This window comes from Streptomyces sp. RGM 3693, assembly GCF_050471125.1.
In the GTDB taxonomy this organism is placed as follows: domain Bacteria; phylum Actinomycetota; class Actinomycetes; order Streptomycetales; family Streptomycetaceae; genus Streptomyces.
Genome location: NZ_JBMPPQ010000003.1, coordinates 680682 through 699613 on the forward strand (window position 1 = coordinate 680682; position 18932 = coordinate 699613).

The 18932-nt window shown below is 71.4% G+C and carries 11 protein-coding genes and 1 pseudogene; 8 read left to right on the top strand and 4 right to left on the bottom strand.

Annotated elements, in window-relative coordinates:
- Positions 1 to 5 precede the first annotated feature (5 nt).
- Together ACO0M4_RS31725 and ACO0M4_RS31730 are read left to right on the top strand one after the other, a co-directional pair.
- A complete protein-coding gene (locus tag ACO0M4_RS31725; protein ID WP_430374520.1) occupies positions 6 to 848 on the top strand; it encodes an FAD binding domain-containing protein in 843 nt (280 codons plus the stop codon).
- Complete coding sequence (locus ACO0M4_RS31730; protein ID WP_430374521.1) at positions 845 to 3604, top strand: molybdopterin-dependent oxidoreductase; 2760 nt, start codon at positions 845 to 847, stop codon at positions 3602 to 3604. The genes ACO0M4_RS31725 and ACO0M4_RS31730 overlap by 4 nt, the downstream gene beginning before the upstream one ends.
- On the opposite strand, the gene ACO0M4_RS31735 is transcribed toward ACO0M4_RS31730, so the two are convergent.
- A complete protein-coding gene (locus ACO0M4_RS31735) occupies positions 3582 to 4868 on the bottom strand; it encodes an ATP-binding protein (protein ID WP_430374522.1) in 1287 nt (428 codons plus the stop codon). The genes ACO0M4_RS31730 and ACO0M4_RS31735 overlap by 23 nt on opposite strands.
- A 697-nt stretch (positions 4869 to 5565) precedes the next feature.
- On the opposite strand from ACO0M4_RS31735, the gene ACO0M4_RS31740 reads away from it, so the two are divergent.
- The 3 genes from ACO0M4_RS31740 (at position 5566) to ACO0M4_RS31750 (ending at position 10576) form a co-directional block, all read left to right on the top strand.
- Positions 5566 to 7620: a flavin monoamine oxidase family protein gene (locus ACO0M4_RS31740; RefSeq protein WP_430375335.1), complete on the top strand. Its 2055-nt coding sequence runs from the start codon at positions 5566 to 5568 to the stop codon at positions 7618 to 7620.
- Positions 7617 to 9509 (top strand): alpha-keto acid decarboxylase family protein, encoded by a 1893-nt coding sequence (locus tag ACO0M4_RS31745; RefSeq protein ID WP_430374523.1) that lies wholly within the window; start codon positions 7617 to 7619, stop codon positions 9507 to 9509. The genes ACO0M4_RS31740 and ACO0M4_RS31745 overlap by 4 nt, the downstream gene beginning before the upstream one ends.
- Positions 9510 to 9634: 125 nt before the next feature.
- Positions 9635 to 10576, top strand: a complete 942-nt coding sequence (locus ACO0M4_RS31750) for a phosphotriesterase family protein (protein ID WP_430374524.1) — start codon at positions 9635 to 9637, stop codon at positions 10574 to 10576.
- 36 nt (positions 10577 to 10612) lie between these two features.
- Here ACO0M4_RS31750 and ACO0M4_RS31755 read toward each other — a convergent pair whose 3' ends face one another.
- Complete coding sequence (locus tag ACO0M4_RS31755) at positions 10613 to 11233, bottom strand: uridine kinase family protein (RefSeq protein WP_430374526.1); 621 nt, start codon at positions 11231 to 11233, stop codon at positions 10613 to 10615.
- A gap of 145 nt (positions 11234 to 11378) precedes the next feature.
- Here ACO0M4_RS31755 and ACO0M4_RS31760 point away from each other — a divergent pair.
- A pseudogene (locus ACO0M4_RS31760) lies at positions 11379 to 12489 on the top strand (MFS transporter).
- On the opposite strand, the gene ACO0M4_RS31765 reads toward ACO0M4_RS31760, so the two are convergent.
- On the bottom strand, positions 12490 to 13467 hold the full coding sequence (locus ACO0M4_RS31765) for a quinone oxidoreductase family protein (RefSeq protein ID WP_430374527.1): 978 nt from the start codon (positions 13465 to 13467) through the stop codon (positions 12490 to 12492).
- A 90-nt stretch (positions 13468 to 13557) separates the two neighbouring features.
- On the opposite strand from ACO0M4_RS31765, the gene ACO0M4_RS31770 reads away from it, so the two are divergent.
- Both ACO0M4_RS31770 and ACO0M4_RS31775 read left to right on the top strand, forming a co-directional pair.
- Entirely contained in the window at positions 13558 to 13908 is a 351-nt protein-coding gene (locus ACO0M4_RS31770; RefSeq protein ID WP_430374528.1) for an ArsR/SmtB family transcription factor, read from the top strand.
- Positions 13909 to 14277: 369 nt separating this feature from the next.
- Positions 14278 to 17052, top strand: a complete 2775-nt coding sequence (locus tag ACO0M4_RS31775; RefSeq protein WP_430374529.1) for an ATP-binding protein — start codon at positions 14278 to 14280, stop codon at positions 17050 to 17052.
- 82 nt (positions 17053 to 17134) lie between these two features.
- On the opposite strand, the gene ACO0M4_RS31780 is transcribed toward ACO0M4_RS31775, so the two are convergent.
- Positions 17135 to 18250 (bottom strand): SagB/ThcOx family dehydrogenase, encoded by a 1116-nt coding sequence (locus ACO0M4_RS31780; protein ID WP_430374530.1) that lies wholly within the window; start codon positions 18248 to 18250, stop codon positions 17135 to 17137.
- Positions 18251 to 18932 lie beyond the last annotated feature (682 nt).

The window sequence follows — 18932 nt, forward strand, 5'->3', positions numbered from 1 at the left end:
ACCGGATGGACCTCAACACCATCACCGCGGTCGTGACGTCACCCACCCGCGCGGCCCAGGCGACCTGGAAGCCGGGCGATGCCTGGCTCGCCGGCGGCACCTGGCTGCTCTCCGAGCCTCAGCCGCGGCTCCGTCGCCTCATCGACCTGCGGGGTTTCGGCTGGCAGCCGTTCCGGGTCGACGCACACGGTTTGGAGATCGCGGCCACCTGCACGCTGTCCCAACTCTCCGACATCCCCACGCCGGTGGAGTGGACCGCCGCCCCGCTGATCGGCCAGTGCCGGCAGGCGCTGCTGGGGTCGTTCAAGGTCTGGAACGAGGCCACCGTCGGCGGCAACCTGTGCCTGTCTCTGCCCGCGGGCCCGATGGTCGCGCTCGCCGCGTCCCTCGACGGTAGCTGCACCATCTGGCGGCCCGACGGCGGAGCGCGGCAGGTCGCCGCGGTGGACTTCGTCACCGGTCCGCAGCGCAACGTGCTGGCACCCGGCGAACTGCTGCGCTCGGTCACGCTGCCGGCCTCCGCACTGCGTTGCCGTACCGCCTTGCGTTGGATCTCGCTGACCCCGCACGGCCGTTCCGCGGCGCTGCTCATCGGCAGGCGGAACCCCCAGGACGGTTCGTTCGTGCTGACTGTGACCGCCTCCACCGTCCGCCCGGTCCGCCTGGCGTTCCACGGACTGCCCGGGGCGGCGGAACTCCTCGCCACGCTGGAACGGGCCGTCCCGCCGAGGCTCTACCACGACGACGTGCACGGCGCCCCCGCCTGGCGGCGGCTCATGACCGTCCGGTTCGCCGAGGAGATCCGGTCCGCGTTGGCGTCGTCACCACAAGAGGAGGGACGGCGATGAGGACCGAGGTCAACGGCCGGATCTTCACCGGGGAGCCGCGCCCCGGGCAGTGCCTGCGCACCTATTTGCGGGAGCTCGGCTGGTTCGGTGTGAAGAAGGGCTGCGATGCCGGGGACTGCGGTGCGTGCACCGTGCACGTCGACGGGCAGCCGGTGCACAGTTGCCTGTTTCCGGCGTTCCGCGCGGCCGACCGCAGGGTGACCACGGTCGAAGGGCTCGTCGGCGACGCCGGGTTGCATCCGGTGCAGCGGGACTTCCTGGCGGCGCAGGGTTTCCAGTGCGGCTTCTGCACGGCGGGGTTGATCATGACGGTGGCCGCGCTCGACGCCGAGCAACGGCAGGACCTCCCCGAGTCGTTGAAGGGGAACCTGTGTCGGTGCACCGGTTACCGTGCGATCGAGGACGCCGTCCAAGGCGTCGTACGGGTCGAGGAGGCTCCGGAGGGGCAGCCGCTCGGGCGGAACCTGCCGGCGCCCGCCGGCGCGCAGGTGGTGACCGGCACGGCCCGCTACACCCTCGACGTCGAGGTCGAGGGCCTGCTGCACATGAAGCTGTTGCGCTCGCCGCACGCCCACGCCCGGATCACCGCGATCGACACCCGCGCCGCCCGTGCCGTCCCCGGGGTGCGGGCCGTGTTCACCCACGAGGATGCACCGCCCCGTCCGTACTCGACGGGACGGCACGAGGACCCCACCCTCGACCCCGCCGACACGTTGCTCTTCGACGACGTCGTCCGCTTCGCCGGGCAGCGGGTCGCGGCCGTGGTGGCCGACAGTGTGGCCGCCGCGGAGGAGGGCTGCCGCGCGCTGGCCGTCACCTACGACGTGCTGCCGGACGTGTTCGACCCCGAGGTGGCGATGACGCCCGGGTCGCCCGTGCTGCACGGCGACAAGGGACCCGCGCAGCACCTCGCGGACGCCGACCGCAACATCGCCGCCGAGGTGCACGGGGACATCGGCGACGTCGAGGCGGCCTTCGCGACGGCCGACGTCATCCACGAGGACACCTACGTCAGCCACCGCCTCCAGCACGCGCACCTGGAGACCCATGCCTCGATCGCCTGGCTGGACGCCGCCGGCCGTCTCACCGTGCGGACCAGCAGCCAGGTGCCGTTCCTCACCAGGAACGCCCTGTGCACCCTCTTCGACCTGCCCGCGGAGAAGGTACGGGTACTGTGCGGCCGCGTCGGCGGCGGCTTCGGGGCCAAACAGGAGATGTTCACCGAGGACGTGGTCGCCCTGGCGGCGCTGCGCACCGGACGGCCGGTGCAGTTGGAGTTCACGCGTGCCGAGCAGTTCACCTCCACCGTCGTCCGCCATCCGGTCAGCGTGCGGGTCAAGGCCGCGGCCCGGCGCGACGGCACCCTCACCGCACTGCAACTGCGGGTCATTTCCAACACCGGCGCATACGGCAACCACGCCAGCACCGTGTTCCACGGCTGCAACGAGTCGATCGCCGTCTACCGCTGCCCGAACAAGAAGGTCGACGGCTATGCCGTCTACACCAACACCGTGCCCTCCGGGGCCTACCGCGGATACGGGCTCAGCCAGACGATCTTCGCCGTCGAGTCGGCGCTGGACGAACTCGCCCGTGCGCTCGCCATGGACCCGATCGCCTTCCGGGAACGCAACGTGATCCGGCCGGGCGATCCGATGCTGAGCTTCAGCACCGACCCGGACGACGTGGAGATCGGCAGCTACGGCCTGGACCAGTGCCTGGCGCTGGTCGGCGCGGCACTGGACCGCGGCAACGGCGTACGCCCGCCGACGGGAGCGGAGTGGCGCGTCGGACAGGGCATGGCGCTGGGGATGATCGACACGATCCCGCCCCGCGGGCACCACGCCGAGGCCCGGATCTCGCTACACGCCGACGGGTACTATGAACTGGCCGTCGGCACCGTCGAGTTCGGCAACGGTACGACGACCGTGCATCGGCAACTCGCCGCGAGCGTGCTGGCCACGCGCCCCGAGCGGATCCGCATCGTGCACGCGGACACCGACCGCGTCGGCCACGACACCGGGGCGTTCGGCTCCACCGGGATCGTGGTCGCGGGACTGGCGGTGACCCGTGCCGCGGAGGCGCTGCGCGCCCGCATCATCGCCGCCGGGGCGCGCTACGCCGGTATCGATCCGTCAGCCTGTGCGCTCGCCGGCGACCACGTGCGCTGTGGCGAGGCCCGTCTCCCGCTCGCCGACCTCGCGACGCAGTCCCGGGCCGCCGGCGAGGCGTTGTCCGCGACCGGGACGAGCGAGGGCACCCCCCGTTCGGTCGCGTTCAACGTCCAGGGCTTCCGGGTCGCGGTGCACACCGGAACCGGCGAGGTCAGGATCCTGCACAGCGTCCATGCGGCCGACGCCGGCCGGGTCCTCAATCCGATGCAGTGCCGCGGACAGATCGAGGGCGGCGTCGCCCAGGCTGTCGGCGCGGCCCTGTACGAGTCGCTGCCGCTGGACGAGGGCGGGCACCTGGTCGCGACCACCTTCCGCGACTACCACGTCCCGGCCTTCGGCGACGTGCCGCGGACCGAGGTGTACTTCGCCGACACCGCGGACGCGCTCGGACCGCTGGGCGCCAAATCGATGAGCGAGAGCCCGTTCACCCCGGTCGCCCCGGCCCTGGCCAATGCGGTCCGGGACGCCACCGGGATGCGTTTCGGCACCCTCCCGTTGTCCCGCGACCGCGTCTGTCTGGCCCTCGCCGCCGACCGTGAAACCACCACCGTCGGGGCCTACCTCACACTCGGGCGGCGGTCCTGAGGTCGCGGTCGAAGGCCCGGATGTCCTCCTCCGTCAGGGACGTCCGGGTGTGGGCGATGGCCTGGAGGTAGTCGCCGGTGAGCCGGGCCGGGTCGGCGGCCTCCTTCTCGCCCGAGGCCAGGTGGCGTTCGAAGGCGCTCTGGGCTGCGGTACGCGCCGCGTACTCGATGTCCGCCGGGGTGAAGCGGTCGCTGGCCTCGACCAGCGCGTCGAGTTCGATGCCGGCCGCGCGGTCGGGGCCGATGTAGCGGATCCAGATGGCGCGTCTGGCCTGAGGGTCGGGCGGGCCGACGGGGATGAGGTAGTCGAAGCGGCCGGGGCGCAGGAACGCCGGATCGAGGGACCGTACGACGTTGGTGGCGCAGATCAGGAGCCGGCGCTCGCCCCGCCGGAACTGCGGGATGAGCTTGAGGAGTTCGTTGGTGACCCGGTGTGCCAGTGTCGTCGGGTCGTGCCGTTCGGAGGCGATCTCCTCCGCCTCGTCGAAGAACAACACCGCCTGCTCCAGGTGCTCCACGCGGGCGAACAGTCGGCGGAGCCCGGCCGCGACACCGTGTGCGTCATCGGCGAGCTGGTAGGGGAACACTTCAATGAACGGCCAGCGCAGACGGGAGGCGACGGCTCGCGCGAAGGTGGTCTTGCCGGTGCCGGGCGGGCCGAAGAGCACCACGGCGCGGGGCGGCACCAGCTGGTACTGCCCGGCGACCTCGGGGTGCTCCAGCGGGAGCACCAGGCGGCGCTCGATCAGCGTCTTCTCGGCGCTCATGCCCGCGATGCTGTCCCACAGTCCGGCGTCCGGGACGGCCCCACCGAGCTGGTCGAGCAAGGTGGCCTCGGCGGAGTCCGCAGTCAGCTGCTTCTCGACGTAGCACAGGTCCGGCCGGCTCACGTATCCGGCGCGGGTGAACGCCTGCTGCCCAGCCTCCCCGTCCGGCAGCAGCGCACCGATGCGACGCACGCCGGCCCGCCCCAGCCGCTCTTCCAGGGCCGTCAGCAGCGCCTGCCCGACGCCGTGCCCCCGCCACGGCCGGCCGACTGCCATCCGCAGCACCCAGGCACGCTCCTGTGCCATCAGGGACACCGCGGCGCCGATGATCTGGTCCCCCACGACGGCGACCACGGCAGGCGCCTCGGCGTGCAGTGCGCTCACCGCCTCCGCCAGGCTCGCCGCCAGGTCCACGGTGGTGTCCGGCGCCTCCTCCCAGATGCGCACCACCTGGTCCAGATCACTCTCCTCCAGCGCACGGACCCGCCATGGAGACATTCCTCATCACCTCTCCCGAGTGATGCCGATGGATCACGCCGCGGAACGTCGGGCGCGCCGCTCCACCCGGTGAGGAGCGGACCACGGACCGGCGTCGCCGGAACTCCTGGGCGTCGATCCCTCCCCGCGATTGTCACTCGCCGCGGTGCATGTCGCGAGGGACGGGAGGGGCGTGCGGCCAGGCATGGACGTTTCGTCCACGTCGTCCGGGCTGACTGTGCCGTCCAGCCAGGGGAACACCGGACCGGAGTCCGACCACCCGGCAGCTGCCGTCCACCAACTGCACCGGAGGCAGCGGGACTTGGTGCGCCCGGTCCACGGCGGACCGGCCGACCGTCGGTCGCCGGCCGCCGCGGCGGTCGGGGGTGAAGCGCTGCCGTCCCGGGTCGGCAGCGGCCGGGGAAGGCCCTGCCCAGGCACGTGGGTGGGTGGGGAGCCGCCCGATCGCCACGTTGCGCATGCGGACCATCGGGTTCGGTGGTGGGCTGGTGCCACCTGCCGTGCAGCAGCTGACAGCGGAATATGCCCTCCCCGCTCCACGTGGTCTCCGTATGCCCGAGAACCAGGGTTGCCGGTGCCGCGTGGGCGAAGCCCTGTGCCGTCCCCGTCTGCCCGCGCTGCCGGCCCGTGCCCGCAGAGGAGAACAGTGATCACCAACACCGCCCGCCATCACACCGGGGCCGAACGCGCCAACGAGATGACCTACGAGCAGCTGGCCCGCGAACTGCTGCTGGTCGGCCCCGCGCCCGGCAACGAGGACCTCAAGCTGCGGTACCTCGACGTGCTGATCGACAACGGGCTCAATCCCCCCGGACCGCCCAAGCGCATCCTGATCGTCGGGGCCGGTATCGCCGGTCTGGTCGCCGGTGATCTGCTGACCCGCGCCGGGCACGACGTGACGATCCTGGAGGCCAACGCCAACCGGGTCGGCGGGCGGATCAAGACCTTCCACGCCAAGAAGGGGGAGCCGTCGCCCTTCACCGACCCGGCGCAGTACGCGGAGGCCGGGGCGATGCGCCTGCCCAGCTTCCACCCGCTGACCCTGGCGTTGATCGACAAACTCGGCCTGAAGCGGCGGCTGTTCTTCAACGTCGACGTCGATCCGCAGACCGGCAACCAGGACGCGCCGGTCCCGCCGGTGTTCTACAAGTCCTTCAAGGACGGCAGGACCTGGACCAACGGCGCGCCCAGCCCGGAGTTCAAGGAGCCGGACAAGCTCAACCACGCGTGGATCCGCACCAACCGCGAACAGGTGCGGCGCGCCCAGTACGCCACCGACCCCTCCAGCATCAACGAGGGCTTCCACCTCACCGGCTGCGAGACCCGGCTGACCGTCTCGCACATGGTCAACCAGGCACTGGAGCCGGTGCGCGACTACTACTCCGTGAAGCAGGACGACGGGACCCGGGTCAACAAGCCGTTCAAGGAATGGCTGGCGGGCTGGGCCGACGTCGTCCGCGATTTCGACGGCTATTCGATGGGGCGCTTCCTGCGCGAGTACGCGGAGTTCAGCGACGAGGCCATCGAGGCGATGGGCACCATCGAGAACATGACCTCGCGGCTCCACCTGGCGTTCTTCCACAGCTTCCTGGGGCGCAGCGACATCGACCCCAACGCCACGTACTGGGAGATCGAGGGCGGCAGTCGCCTGCTGCCGGAAACGCTGGCCAAGGACCTGCGGGACCAGATCGTGATGGGTCAGCGGATGGTGCGGCTGGAGTACTACGACCCGGGACGCGACGGGCACCACGGCGAACTCACCGGTCCCGGCGGTCCGGCCGTCGCCATCCAGACCATCCCCGAGGCCGAACCGTACGCGGCGACCCAGACCTGGACCGGTGACCTGGCGATCGTCACCATCCCGTTCTCCAGCCTGCGGTTCGTCAAGGTGACCCCGCCGTTCTCGTACAAGAAGCGCCGCGCGGTCATCGAGACCCACTACGACCAGGCCACCAAGGTGTTGTTGGAGTTCTCGCGGCGCTGGTGGGAGTTCACCGAGGCGGACTGGAAGCGGGAGCTGGACGCGATCGCACCGGGTCTCTACGACTACTACCAGCAGTGGGGCGAGGACGACGCCGAGGCCGCACTGGCGCTTCCGCAGAGCGTGCGGAACCTGCCCACCGGGCTGCTGGGCGCGCACCCGAGCGTGGACGAGAGCCGGATCAGCGAGGAGCAGGTGGAGTACTACCGCAACTCCGAGCTGCGCGGCGGGGTGCGACCGGCCACCAACGCCTACGGCGGCGGCTCCACCACCGACAATCCCAACCGTTTCATGTACTACCCCTCCCACCCGGTCCCCGGGAGCCAGGGCGGTGTGGTGCTGGCCGCCTACTCCTGGTCGGACGACGCCGCCCGCTGGGACTCCTTCGACGACGCCGAGCGCTACGGCTACGCCCTGGAGAACCTCCAGTCCGTGCACGGCCGCCGGATCGAGGTCTTCTCCACCGGCGCCGGCCAGACCCAGAGTTGGCTGCGCGACCCGTACGCGTGCGGCGAGGCGGCGGTCTACACCCCGCACCAGATGACCAGCTTCCACCTGGATGTGGTCCGGCCCGAGGGGCCGGTGTACTTCGCCGGTGAGCACGTGTCGCTGAAGCACGCCTGGATCGAGGGGGCGGTGGAAACCGCCGTACGCGCCGCCATCGCCGTCAACCAGGCGCCCGTGGGGGACGCGGGCGTCACCGCAGCCACCAGCCGCCGCGGGTCCGCCGCGGCAACGGAACCGATGCGAGAGGAAGCACTGACGTCATGACCACCTCCCAGACCTGCACGGTGGCCGAGTACCTGGCCATCCGACTGGAACAGCTCGGCATCACCCACCTGTTCGGCGTGCCAGGCAACCACCTGGGCCCGTTCCTGTCGACCCTGCACGACAAGACCAAGGTGCGTTGGGTGGGCACCCCCACGGAGGGCGGCGCCGGCCAGGCCGCGGACGCCTACGCCCGGGTGAAGGTCGCCGACGCACAGGTCGAGCTGGGCGAACAGGGCGTCGGCGCGGTCGCGGTCACCTACGGCGTGGGCGCGTTCAACCTGCTCAACGCCATCGGTGGCGGCTACACCGAGTACATCCCGCTGATCGCGATCAACGGGGCTCCCACGTATGAGCAGTGGATCAACCAACGGGCGATCGGCCTGCTCACCTCGCACATGTCCCAGCGCCCGGAGAGCAACCTCGACGTCTACCGGCAGGTGACGGTGGAGGCCCAGGTGATCTCCAACCCGGGGTTGGCCCCCAGTCAGATCGACAACGCGATCGTCGCCTGCCTGTCCCACCGCCGGCCGGTCTACCTGGAGTTCATGGAGGACGTCTGGGAGGAGAGCTGCTCGGCGCCGCACGGCCGGCTGAGGCGGCAGGAACGGCCGCTCACCCCGCAGAACGAGAAGATGCTGCGCGCCGCGGTCACGGCGTGCGTGAAGCTGGTGAAGGAACACGGCGCCAACCCGATCCTGTGGGCCGGCGAGGAGATCGACCGGTTCAACCTGGCCGACCCGTTCGAGGAACTGGTACGGGCCACCCTCATCCCGTACTGCACCACCGTCGGCGCCAAGTCCGTGATCTCCGAGGACACCCCGGGATTCAGCGGCGTCTACAACGGCAAGGCCAGCAATCCGGACGTGGCAGCGGTGTTCCAGAGCGTCGGCTGCCGCATCGGACTGGGCACCTGGGCGACGTCGAAGAACCTCGGCGGGAAGCTGTCCATCGGCGATGACTGGGTGGTCGCCGCCCATGAGGGGGTGCATGTGGGCGCCTCGTACTTCCCCGACGTCCAACTCGCCCAGTTCATCCTGGCGTTGCGGAACGCCTTCGTCGAGGAGTTCGGCACCGGACACTTCTCCGCCGACTACTTCGCCGACGCCCACCAGGCCGGCCTCGACGTCCCGGACAGCGTCGCCGCCTTCCTGGACACCCTGACCGGCGGCCCCTACCCGACGCACCCGACCTACGACAGCTTCTTCCGGCACCTCAACGACTTCCTCGCCGCCCAAACCGTCGACCGCGCAGGTCAGCGCACCACCCCGTTCACCGTGATCAGCGACGCCGCGTTCGCGCTGATCGGCTCGATGAACCTGCGGATGCCCGAGCGCGCCTCGTACGTGGCGCAGAACAGCTGGCTGTCCATCGGCTACTCGGTCGGCTTCGCCACCGGGGTGGGCCTGGGCCGCCTGGAGGCCGGCAAGCGACCGATGGTCTTCGTCGGCGACGGCTCGTTCCAGGAGACCTGCCAGGAGATGTCCACGCACGTCCGGCAGGGCCTGAAGCCGGTGGTGTTCGTACTGGACAACGAGGGCTTCTACGGCATCGAGCAGATGCTGGTGCACCCCTGCTACTACAAGCCGAACGGCGCACCGCCCTCCGACGGGGCCGACTTCTACAACGAGCTCCACCCCTGGCACTACGAGAAGCTCGCCGAGGTCTTCGGCACCGACAAACAGCCGATGCACGGCTGCACCGTCACCACCCACGACGACCTCACCGCACTGCTCAAGAAGATCGGCGAGCCCAACAACCCGATCAACCACGGCCCGATCATCGTTCGGGTCGCCCTCGCCCGGCACGACTACCCCGAGGCGCTCAAGTACAAGATCGAGGAGAACTGCCCGCCTCCGGTCGGCGTGGTGCTCAAGGAACGGACGGTGTAGGCCCGAACGCCACAGGCACCCGCCCCCGACCACCAGGTCGGCCGACGCCCTCCGGCACGCCACGAGCGGGCCGGAGGGCGTCCGGGGCGCCACCCGGTGCCCACCGACGTGCTAAAGCAAGGCCCATGGCTCCCGTGACCACGGTCCGCACCGTCACCGGTCCGCTCGACACCTCCGCCCTGCGCGGCCCGGTACTGCCCCACGAGCACCTACGGCTCGACCTGGATCGTCCGGGGGTCCACAACCACACCCTCCACGCCCGACACGCCGACGCGATCGCACACGAACTCGCCCTGTTGCACGGCGAGTTCGGCTTGTCCCTGGTCGTCGAACAGACCTGCCGCGGCATGGGGCGCGACGTGGCCGCGCTCGCCGGGATCTCCACCGCCTGTGGCGTCGCGGTCGTGACGGCCACCGGCTGGTACCACGAGGCGTTCCATCCCGTGGAGGTGCGCGACGGCGACACCAGCTCCCTGGTCGAGGTGTTGCGGCGGGAGATCGAGGAGGGCATCGGACCGACGCGGATCCGTCCCGGGCTCATCGGGGAGGTCGGCACCGGCGGCGACCGGCCCAGCCCGGCGGAACGGCGCACGCTCACCGCCGCGGCCCGGGCCGCCGTCACCACCGGACTGTCGGTGGCCACCCACGCCCACCTCGGCCGCGGCGGCCTCGCCCAGCTCCGCCTGCTCACCGGCCAGGGGCTGGCGCCGCACCGCATCGCCCTCGGACACCAGGACCTGCTGGACGAGCCCGCCACCCATCGCCGCCTGGCCGCCGAGGGGGCCTACGTCTCCTTCGACACCATCGGCAAGAACCACTACCAGGACGACGACGTCCGACTGCGGCTCGTCCTCGCGCTGTTGGAGGCCGGGCACGCCGATCGCGTCCTGCTCTCCTGCGACGTCTCCCGCCACACGTACCTGTCCGCCCACGGGGGCACGGGATACGGCCACCTGTTCCGGACCTTCCTGCCCCGGCTGCGGGCCGCCGGCGTCCCGCACGACCTCATCGACCGGATGACCCGCCGCAACCCGCTGCGCTTCCTCACGGGCGGCCCCGACACCTGACCCCCGGCGAGTCCCCCGCCCGCCGCTTCCCTGGCGCTACGTCACCTCTCCCCTCCCCGCCACGAGGGTGACGTGGGCACGGCTCCGAAGGCCGGTGCTGGTGAAGTAGTGCCGTTCCACCGCCCGCCAGGTCCTGAGCCAGGCCAGCCGCTGCGCATCGGCACCCCGTGCGTACAGGCGGCGCAGACACACGTCACCGGGGGTGTCGACGAAGACGATCAGCCGGTAGAAGTGGGCGAGTTCCGGGCGGGCGGTGAGCACCCCCTCGACGATGACCGTGCCGGTGGGGGCGACCCGCCCCGGTGCGTCCTGCCGCCGGCCGTTGGTGACCCGGTCGTACCGCTCGTAGGACGCGGCGCGACCGGCGCTCAGCGGGACCAGCACCTGGTCGCGCAACCGCTGCCATTCGAACAGGCGCCGATAGCCCTGCCGGGGGCTCATGGACACCCGCTCGGCCCACGGCAGGGGGCGGAAGAAGTCGTCCCCGTGCACCACCGCGGCCGGGCCGTGCCCGCCGAGGCGGTCGACCAGCGCGGCGGCGAGGGTCGTCTTCCCGGCCCCGGCCGGCCCCTCCAGCGAGACCAGCGTCGGACCACGGCCCGATCTCCGGACGATCGCGCCGGCCAACTTCTCGACGTCACGCGAGGACACCGTCATTCGCTCATGAGACACCCGACGGGGCCGCGGCGCGACGCCCCGCGACGGGGCGCTCGAGTGGCACGCGACCCGTCGATCAGCGATCCGGTCCTTCCACGGACGCGCCCCGGCACGGCGGACCCGGTCGGCGGGAAGGCTGCCTGTCATGACGACCTCCACAAACGAGCCGCACCGGGCGGCGGGCCGGACGGCCCCCGGGGCCCGGGCCGTCGCCGCGGGCGCGGTCGGCAACTTCATCGAGTGGTACGAGTTCGGTGTCTACGCCTACTTCGCCACCGTCGTCGCCGCCAACTTCTTCACGCCCCACGGCGGCGGAGCCGCAGAGGCCCTGGTCAGGACGTACGCGACCTTCGCGCTGGCCTTCTTCTTCCGGCCGCTGGGCGCGCTCCTCCTCGGCCGGGCGGGCGACCGCTTCGGGCGCCGGCCGGTACTGATCGCCGCGGTGACGACCATGACCTGCGCGACGACGCTGATCGGGGTGCTGCCCACGTATGCCACGGCGGGCGCGGCCGCCCCCTGGTTGCTGACGGCGCTGCGGATCGTCCAGGGCCTGTCGGCGGGCGGGGAGTTCGGCGGTGCGGTCTCCCTGATGACGGAGTGTGCGCCCGCGGGGAAGCGGGGGCGGTACGGCGCGTGGCAGTCCTTCACCGTCGCACTCGGCCTGCTCGGGGGAGCCGCCGCGGCAACCCTGGTGACCGCCGTGCTGTCGGAGGCACAGGTCGCGGTGTGGGGGTGGCGACTGCCGTTCCTGGCGGCACTGCCGATGGGCGCGGTCGCCCTGCGGCTACGACTGGGCCTGGCGGAATCCCCGGCGTTCCACCGCACCAGGCACCGCACCAGGCCCAACTCCGCGGCCTCCGCAGGCATCCCGCCCACGCCCCCGGCACCCCTGCGGAGCACGGCACGGGCGGTCGTCCTCGGATGCGGACGCCTCATGGCCTGGTCGGCGGCCGGCTACACGTTCCTCGTGGTCCTGCCCTCCTACCTCCAGAACACCGTGGGAACGAGCCCGGGGCGGTCACTGCTGGCCACCCGAGATGTTCCGCACGCCGGTCCGCACCACCGGCCTCGGCGTGGCCTACGCCCTGGCCAACGCGGTCTTCTCCGGCTGCGCCGGCCTCCTCGTCACCGAACTCATCCGCCGCACCCACGATCCCGACGTCCCCGCCTACTACGTCATCGCCACCTGCTCCCTGGGAGCCCTCGCCCTGGCCACCCTCCGCAACGACGACCATCGCCGGGCGCTGCGCGAATAGCTAGGCCCCCACGCGGAGCAGCAGTTTGCCGGTGCTGGTCCGGCTGCCGAGGAGTCGGTGGGCCTCGGCGGCGTCGGCGAGGGCGAATTCGGCGGTGACGGGGAGTTCCACGGTGCCGTCGGCGACCGTGCGGAAAGCGCGTCGGGCCAGGTCCCGCAGCGCGTCGGGGGAGGTTTGTGCCAGGGAGAGGACGGAGAGGACGGCGACGGAGAGGCCCAGCGGGACGAGCTCGGGCTGGCCGACCTGCCAGGGGTCGGCCGCGGAGGCGTTGCCGAAGGAGACCAGTCGACCGAAGGCCGCCAGCGAGTCCAGGCTGCGGCGGAAGGTGTCGCCACCGACCGGGTCGAGCGCGAGGTCGACGCCCCGGCCGCCGGTCGCCCGGCGCACCTCTTCCGGGAAGTCGTCGGTGCTGAAGACCGCGTCGTAGCCGTAGGTGCGGGCGTGGTCGGCCTTTTCGGGACGGGAGACGACGCCGTAGACCGCGCCCGCTCCGGCGGCCTTCGCCAACTGGCCGACGACCGTGCCGATGCCGCCGGCCGCCCCCTGGACGAGCACGCTCTCCCCCTTCCCCAGCCGCCCGACTTCGTGCAGCAGCGCATGGGCCGTGGGGAGGACGGTGGGCAGGGTGGCGGCGGTGCGCAGGTCGAGGCCGTCCGGTACGGAGAACACGGTCGCGCTGTCGGCGACGGCGACTTCGGCGTACGCCCCGTGGGGCATCAGCGCGGCCACCTCCTGACCGATGCGGAACGCCGTCACCCCCTCGCCCACCGCGCGGATCCGGCCGGAGACGTCCAGTCCCGGTACGAACGGCAGCGCGGGGACGCGGTAGCCCTCGGCCCGCGCTTTGACGTCGGCGAAGTTCACCCCGGCGAAGGCGACGTCGATGCTCACCTGTCCGGGGCCGGGCTCGGGCGCCTCGGTTTCCACGACCGAAAGGACCTCCGGGTCGCCATACCGCTCAAACCGGACCGCACGCATACGGATGCACCTCACCGAATCAAGTGTTCAACGAGTTTCGAACACTCGGAGTGTATGATCCTCATCGAACACCAGGCAAGGGGGCATGACATGGCGGACCACACCACGCACACCACCGGCCACCGGGCCGCCCCCACACACACCCACCCCGACGACGTCCCGCTCCCGACCGCACTGGCCGCACTGGCCGACCCGGTCCGACTGCAACTGGTCCGCGAACTCGCCGGCAGCGCCGACTGGACCCGCGCATGCGGCAGCTTCGACGTTCCGGTGCAGAAGGCCGCGCTGAGCCACCACTTCTCCGTGCTGCGCCAAGCGGGCCTCGTCGAGCAGCGCGACGCGGGGCCGCGGCGGGTCAACCGCCTGCGCCGCGAGGAGTTCGACGCCCGGTTCCCCGGACTCCTCGCCCTGGTACTGCGCCCAGACCCGCTCGCTCCGTGAGCCGATCGCCCGGGCGCGCGCACGAACACCGACCGGGGCGACGCGTTCGGCGGGCCGGTCACGCACGACGGCGATGAGCATGAGCGATGAGCGATGGCCAATGAGCAATGACCGTTCATCGATGGCCGGTGGCCGGTGGCCGATGTCTCTCATGTGACTCTTCGGTCGTGACGCACCGTACGAGCGGAAGGTCCAAACCGGCCCGCGGTATTGACCCTTATCTGACACATGACCTGCCCGGACATACTTAAGTTGGAGAACGTGGACCACCGCTGTCCCGTCATGGTCAAGTGACAGAAGTCATCCGACACGTGCGGGGACGAAGCATCCGTCACGCGACTGACGTCATGACGAAGGGACACCGATCTCATGATCTTGGGGCGGGAGCGGGAACAGCGGCGACTGGCCGATCTGGTCCGCGGCACACGGCAGGGGCGCAGCGGCTCGGTCGTGCTGCGCGGCCCGGCCGGTAGCGGCAAGAGCGCGCTGTTGGACGATTTGGCGCACACCGTCCCTCCTGACGTACGGGTGCTGCGTGTCGTCGGCGTGGAGAGCGAGGTCGAGCTGTGCTGCGCGGGCCTGCACCAGGTGCTGCGTCCGCTCCTGCCGCGGCTGGATCGGCTCCCGGATCCGCAGGCCGAGGCGATCCGCGCGGCGTTCGGGCTGGGCTCGGCCCCCGTCGACCGCTTCCTCGTTTCGCTGGCCGGGCTGACCTTGCTGTCCGACGCCTGCGAGGAGGCACCGGTGGCGGTGCTCGTGGACGACGCGCACTGGCTGGACCCGGCGTCCGCCGACGCGTTGGCCTTCATCGCCCGGCGGATCGAGGCGGAGCGCCTGGTGATGATCTTCGCCGCCCGGGACGGCTGCGGTCGCTTCGACGCCCCGGGCCTGCCCGAGTTCGCCTTGGGGCCGCTGCCCCCCGACGCCGCCGAGAAGCTGCTGGCCCGTACGGCGTCGGAGGCGGTCCGCGCGGTGCGTCAACGCCTGTTGCGCGAGGCCGAAGGCAATCCGCTCGCGCTGTGCGAACTGCCCGCCGCGCTCACCGCCGAACAGTTGCGGGGCAGCGCTCCGCTCCCCGAACACCTCCCTCTCAACTCCCGTTTGCAGCAGATCTACTTGGACCGTACGGCCCGGTTGTCCGACCGGCACAGCGATGCCCTGCTGCTGGCGGCGATCGAGCGCGACGGGGATCTCACGGCGATCCTCGACGCCAGCGATGACCGGGATGCGGCGACCGCCGACCTGTATGCCGCCGCGGCGGCCGGGCTGATCGACCTGGACGAGCAGCGCGTGCGCTTCCGCCACCCACTGGTCCGCTCCGCCCTCTACCAAGCCGCTCCGGTCCGCACCCGCCATGCCGCGCACCATGCACTGGCCCGCAGCTTGGCCGCGGACGACGAGCGTCGGGTGTGGCACCTGGCGGCCGCCACCATGGGCGCGGACGACACGGTGGCCGATCTGCTGGCACTCTGCGCGGACCGTTCCCGGCGCGCGGGCGGCGTGATCACCGCCGGTCGGGCGTTACGCCGGGCCGCCGCGTTCGCCACCACGCCCCGGGCGCGGGCACGTTGGCTCATCGACGCCGCCGCATGTGCCTGGGAAGCCTCCGATCCCGCGCACGCCCTGCCCCTGCTCGACGAGGCCGAGACCCTGGTCTCCGAGCCCGCGCTACGCGCCCGGTCGGCCCGGGTGCGCGGCACCGTCATCCACGCCGGCGGCAACCCCGGGCTCGCCTGCCGCACGCTCCTGGACGGCGCCCGCCTCGTCCTTGAGGGTGACGCGGGGCTGGCCGAGGAGATGTTGGTGTTGGCGGCCCGCTCGGCGTGGGTGGCGAACCGTCCGCAGGAACTGGGACGCATCGCCGCGCTCCTGGAGCGGACCCGGTCCTCGACAGGCTGGGTTCCGGACCACTTCCGGGCGCAGCTCGCGTACTTGGGTGGTCTGTCGTGCGACGCGGCGCCCCGCGGCGATTCCCCGGCGTACCGCCCTCGTGCCACCGCCGACCGTGCCCCACTCTGGTACTGCACGGCCGACGCCCGGCCGTGGATGTGGCCGCCGGCCTTTCTGCCGCACCTGACGGGCGACACCGAATCCGCCCTGGACGCCCTCCAGCGGGCGGTCGCCACGCTGCGCAAGAACGGTGCGCTGGGGGCCCTTCCGCTGTCGGTCCTCCCCCTCGTCTCGCTCCAGCTCATCACCGGCCAGTGGACCGCCGCGACCGCGCTCGCGACCGAAGCGCTCCCGCCCGCCGACGAGACCGGGCAACGCGCCGCCGCCGCTGACCTGCGCGCCGTGCTCGCCTGGATCGCGGCCGCCCGCGGCGAGGGTGACCGGTGCCGCGAACTGGCCGAGCAGGTCCTCGACTTCGCCGTGCCGCAGGGCCTCGCGTCCACCGCGGCGCTCACGTACTGGTCGCTGGGCCTGAACGCCCTGGCCGAGGGCAAGGCGTCCGGCGCCGCCCGGCTGTTGCGCGAGGTCACCACGCCCGGCGCCCAGGGGGAACACTTCATGATGAGCTGGCTCGTGCTGCCCGACCTCGTCGAAGCGTACGTGCGCGCCGGGCAGCCGGAGCTCGCCCGTTCGGCCCTGGAGCAGTGGGAACGCTGTGCCGCGCCCGCGAACGTGCCCGCCCTGCACACCACATGGCGGCGGTGTCGGGCACTGCTCGCCGCCCACGACGCGGCGGACTCCCTGTTCGCCGCGGCCCTGGCGGCCGATGCCCCCTCAGCCTTCGAAGCCGGGCGGACCCACCTGCTCTACGGGGAGTGGCTGCGCCGGGCCCGCCGCATCAAGCCCGCCCGGGACCACCTCCACCAGGCGCTGAAGTCGTTCCAGGCAGCCGGCGCGACGCCCTGGGCGGACATTGCGCTGTGCGAACTGCGGGCCGCCGGTGAGCAGGTCGAGGAACCGGCTGCGGGTCCCGGCGACGCACCACACCGGCTCACCCCCCGGGAACTGGAGATCGTGCGCCTCGCTGCCCAGGGGATGAGCAACAGCGCCATCGCGGCGCGGTTGTTCCTCAGTCCGCGAACCGTGGGGCACCACCTGTACAAGGTGTTCCCCAAGCTCGGCATCACGTCCCGGCACCAACTGCGGGCGGTGCGGCCGGAGGGGGCGGAGCAGCCGTCGACCGTCCGCACCTGAGCGGGCGCGGCCGACCGGCGGCCGGTACCGGCCGCGTCGGGCTGCGGTCGTCCTCGCGTCCCGACGCGGTCTGCGGATCCGCTCAGCCGTCCTGGTCGTGCCGCGGGTACAGCACCGCCTGCCGGAAGGCGTCGAGTCCGGCGGTGTAGCCGGCGTCCGACTGGTCGTCCGGCATCCCGGCGGCCAGGACGTAGAGGGCGGTTTCGCGGATGCCGTCCACGCCGAGGGCGTCCTCCACCTCACTGTCGCGGAAGGCCGCGGTCTGGAACGGCCCCAGGCCCAACGCGGTGGCGGTGAGGGCGAAGGTCTGCCCGAGGTGACCGGCGTTCAGCAACATCACTCGATAGGCGCGGGGCGCCCGGTACTTGCTGCTCATGCGCTCGACCACGGCGGTCACGAACACCACCAGCGCGGCGTCACCGACCCCGGACTGGTCGAAGCACAGGTGTGCCGCCTGTTCGCGGGTGAATACGCCGTCCAGCAGTTCCAGCGAGTGTTCGAGGCAGTTGTAGTGGTAGAGCCCCGGAGTAACCCCGTCGACGGCGAAAATCCCGACGTACGCCTCCAGTTCGTGGCGGGCACCACCCGCCGCACTGGTGCGTTTCATCAGGGCCCCGAAGTCCTGACCGTCGAGGAATTCGCTGGGGCCGAACACCATCGCCAGCAATCCGGACAGCAGCGGCAGCGGCAGATCCACCTGCGCGAAACTCCGGTGGGTGCGACGCTGGTAAAGGGTCCGGACGAAGTCGGCGTCCGCGTCGAGGGGGCCGCGGGGAAGCAGGATCCGGTCCGCGGTCGGGTAGTTCTTGAACAGAGCGGGACGCTTTCCGGCCCGGAAATCGGCGTTGACCTCAGGTGATTCCGTGTAGTCGGCGTCCTTGCTGGAGAAGTGCAGCGCGGTGGCCTCCGGCGACCAGGTCTCCCAGTGCGCGGCCAGCAGTGCGTCGCGCTCGCTCTCGCCTTCGGAGACGAGGAAACCGAAGGTGTGCAGTTCCCGCACGGCCGCGCGGCAGGAGTCCGGGTCGTATTCCGGGAATGCCGTCAGGGCGTCGTCCTCGGTCGTCCAGTCGGTGAACGCAGCGAGGATGTCGGCGGCCATCGGGGCGAGCGAGATCGGTGTGCCACCGAGGTAGTTCTGGATGACGAAGGACCCGTCGCGCCAATAGCAGACGAGGTTGTGTGCGCGCCGCAACAGCATGGCTTCTCCTTGAGGATCGGGGGCCGGTGTGCCCGGCCCCCGATCGGTTATCTCGTGATGCTTCAGCGCTGGTAGTGAACCTTGATGGAGCGACCCTCGACCGGCTTGGCAGCGAGATCCATCTTCTTCATCACGCACTCCTCTCTGTTGGCGAGCCCATTTGGCTCGACGCCCAGTGAACCGGTGCGGCGCGGGCGGCGGCATCCGTCGGGCGACCGGTCCGACGCGTCCGATAGGTGACGGGCTCGGGTGGGCGCCCCCACCCGTCGCCACAAGGGATTGCCCGGCGCATCAGTAGAGTGACGTGGCTTCCCACGCGGGCTGGCGGCGCCGAGGAATTCCCGGTCGCGTTGCGTAGTCAAGTCGTCTTACCGATGCGGTGGTTACGTCACCGCGTCGGAGGGCGCCGGCGGATGGCCCACCCGATGAGCACCGGCCGTTCCGGACCGGTCGTCCGACGGATGCCGCCGACGTCACTGCGCGGGTTGACTGTGCAGCGAGCCAAACGGGCTCACCATCCGAAAGGAGAGCGTGATGAAGAAGATTGCACTCGCTGCCAAGCCGGTCGAGGGTCGCTCCATCAAGGTTCACTACCAGCGCTGAGCGTCCGGGTAGTTCGATCGGGGGCCGGCCTGTCCGGCCCCCGATCACCCGGATTCCGCTCCTACCGCATCCTGGCCAT

What these genes read in the sequence shown, in the direction of transcription:
- ACO0M4_RS31725 (WP_430374520.1), top strand. Translation starts at nt 6, where the DNA reads ATGGACCTCAACACCATCACCGCGGTCGTGACGTCACCCACCCGCGCG.
- ACO0M4_RS31730 (WP_430374521.1), top strand. Translation starts at nt 845, where the DNA reads ATGAGGACCGAGGTCAACGGCCGGATCTTCACCGGGGAGCCGCGCCCC.
- ACO0M4_RS31735 (WP_430374522.1), bottom strand. Translation starts at nt 4,868, where the DNA reads ATGTCTCCATGGCGGGTCCGTGCGCTGGAGGAGAGTGATCTGGACCAG.
- ACO0M4_RS31740 (WP_430375335.1), top strand. Translation starts at nt 5,566, where the DNA reads ATGACCTACGAGCAGCTGGCCCGCGAACTGCTGCTGGTCGGCCCCGCG.
- ACO0M4_RS31745 (WP_430374523.1), top strand. Translation starts at nt 7,617, where the DNA reads ATGACCACCTCCCAGACCTGCACGGTGGCCGAGTACCTGGCCATCCGA.
- ACO0M4_RS31750 (WP_430374524.1), top strand. Translation starts at nt 9,635, where the DNA reads ATGGCTCCCGTGACCACGGTCCGCACCGTCACCGGTCCGCTCGACACC.
- ACO0M4_RS31755 (WP_430374526.1), bottom strand. Translation starts at nt 11,233, where the DNA reads ATGACGGTGTCCTCGCGTGACGTCGAGAAGTTGGCCGGCGCGATCGTC.
- ACO0M4_RS31765 (WP_430374527.1), bottom strand. Translation starts at nt 13,467, where the DNA reads ATGCGTGCGGTCCGGTTTGAGCGGTATGGCGACCCGGAGGTCCTTTCG.
- ACO0M4_RS31770 (WP_430374528.1), top strand. Translation starts at nt 13,558, where the DNA reads ATGGCGGACCACACCACGCACACCACCGGCCACCGGGCCGCCCCCACA.
- ACO0M4_RS31775 (WP_430374529.1), top strand. Translation starts at nt 14,278, where the DNA reads ATGATCTTGGGGCGGGAGCGGGAACAGCGGCGACTGGCCGATCTGGTC.
- ACO0M4_RS31780 (WP_430374530.1), bottom strand. Translation starts at nt 18,250, where the DNA reads ATGCTGTTGCGGCGCGCACACAACCTCGTCTGCTATTGGCGCGACGGG.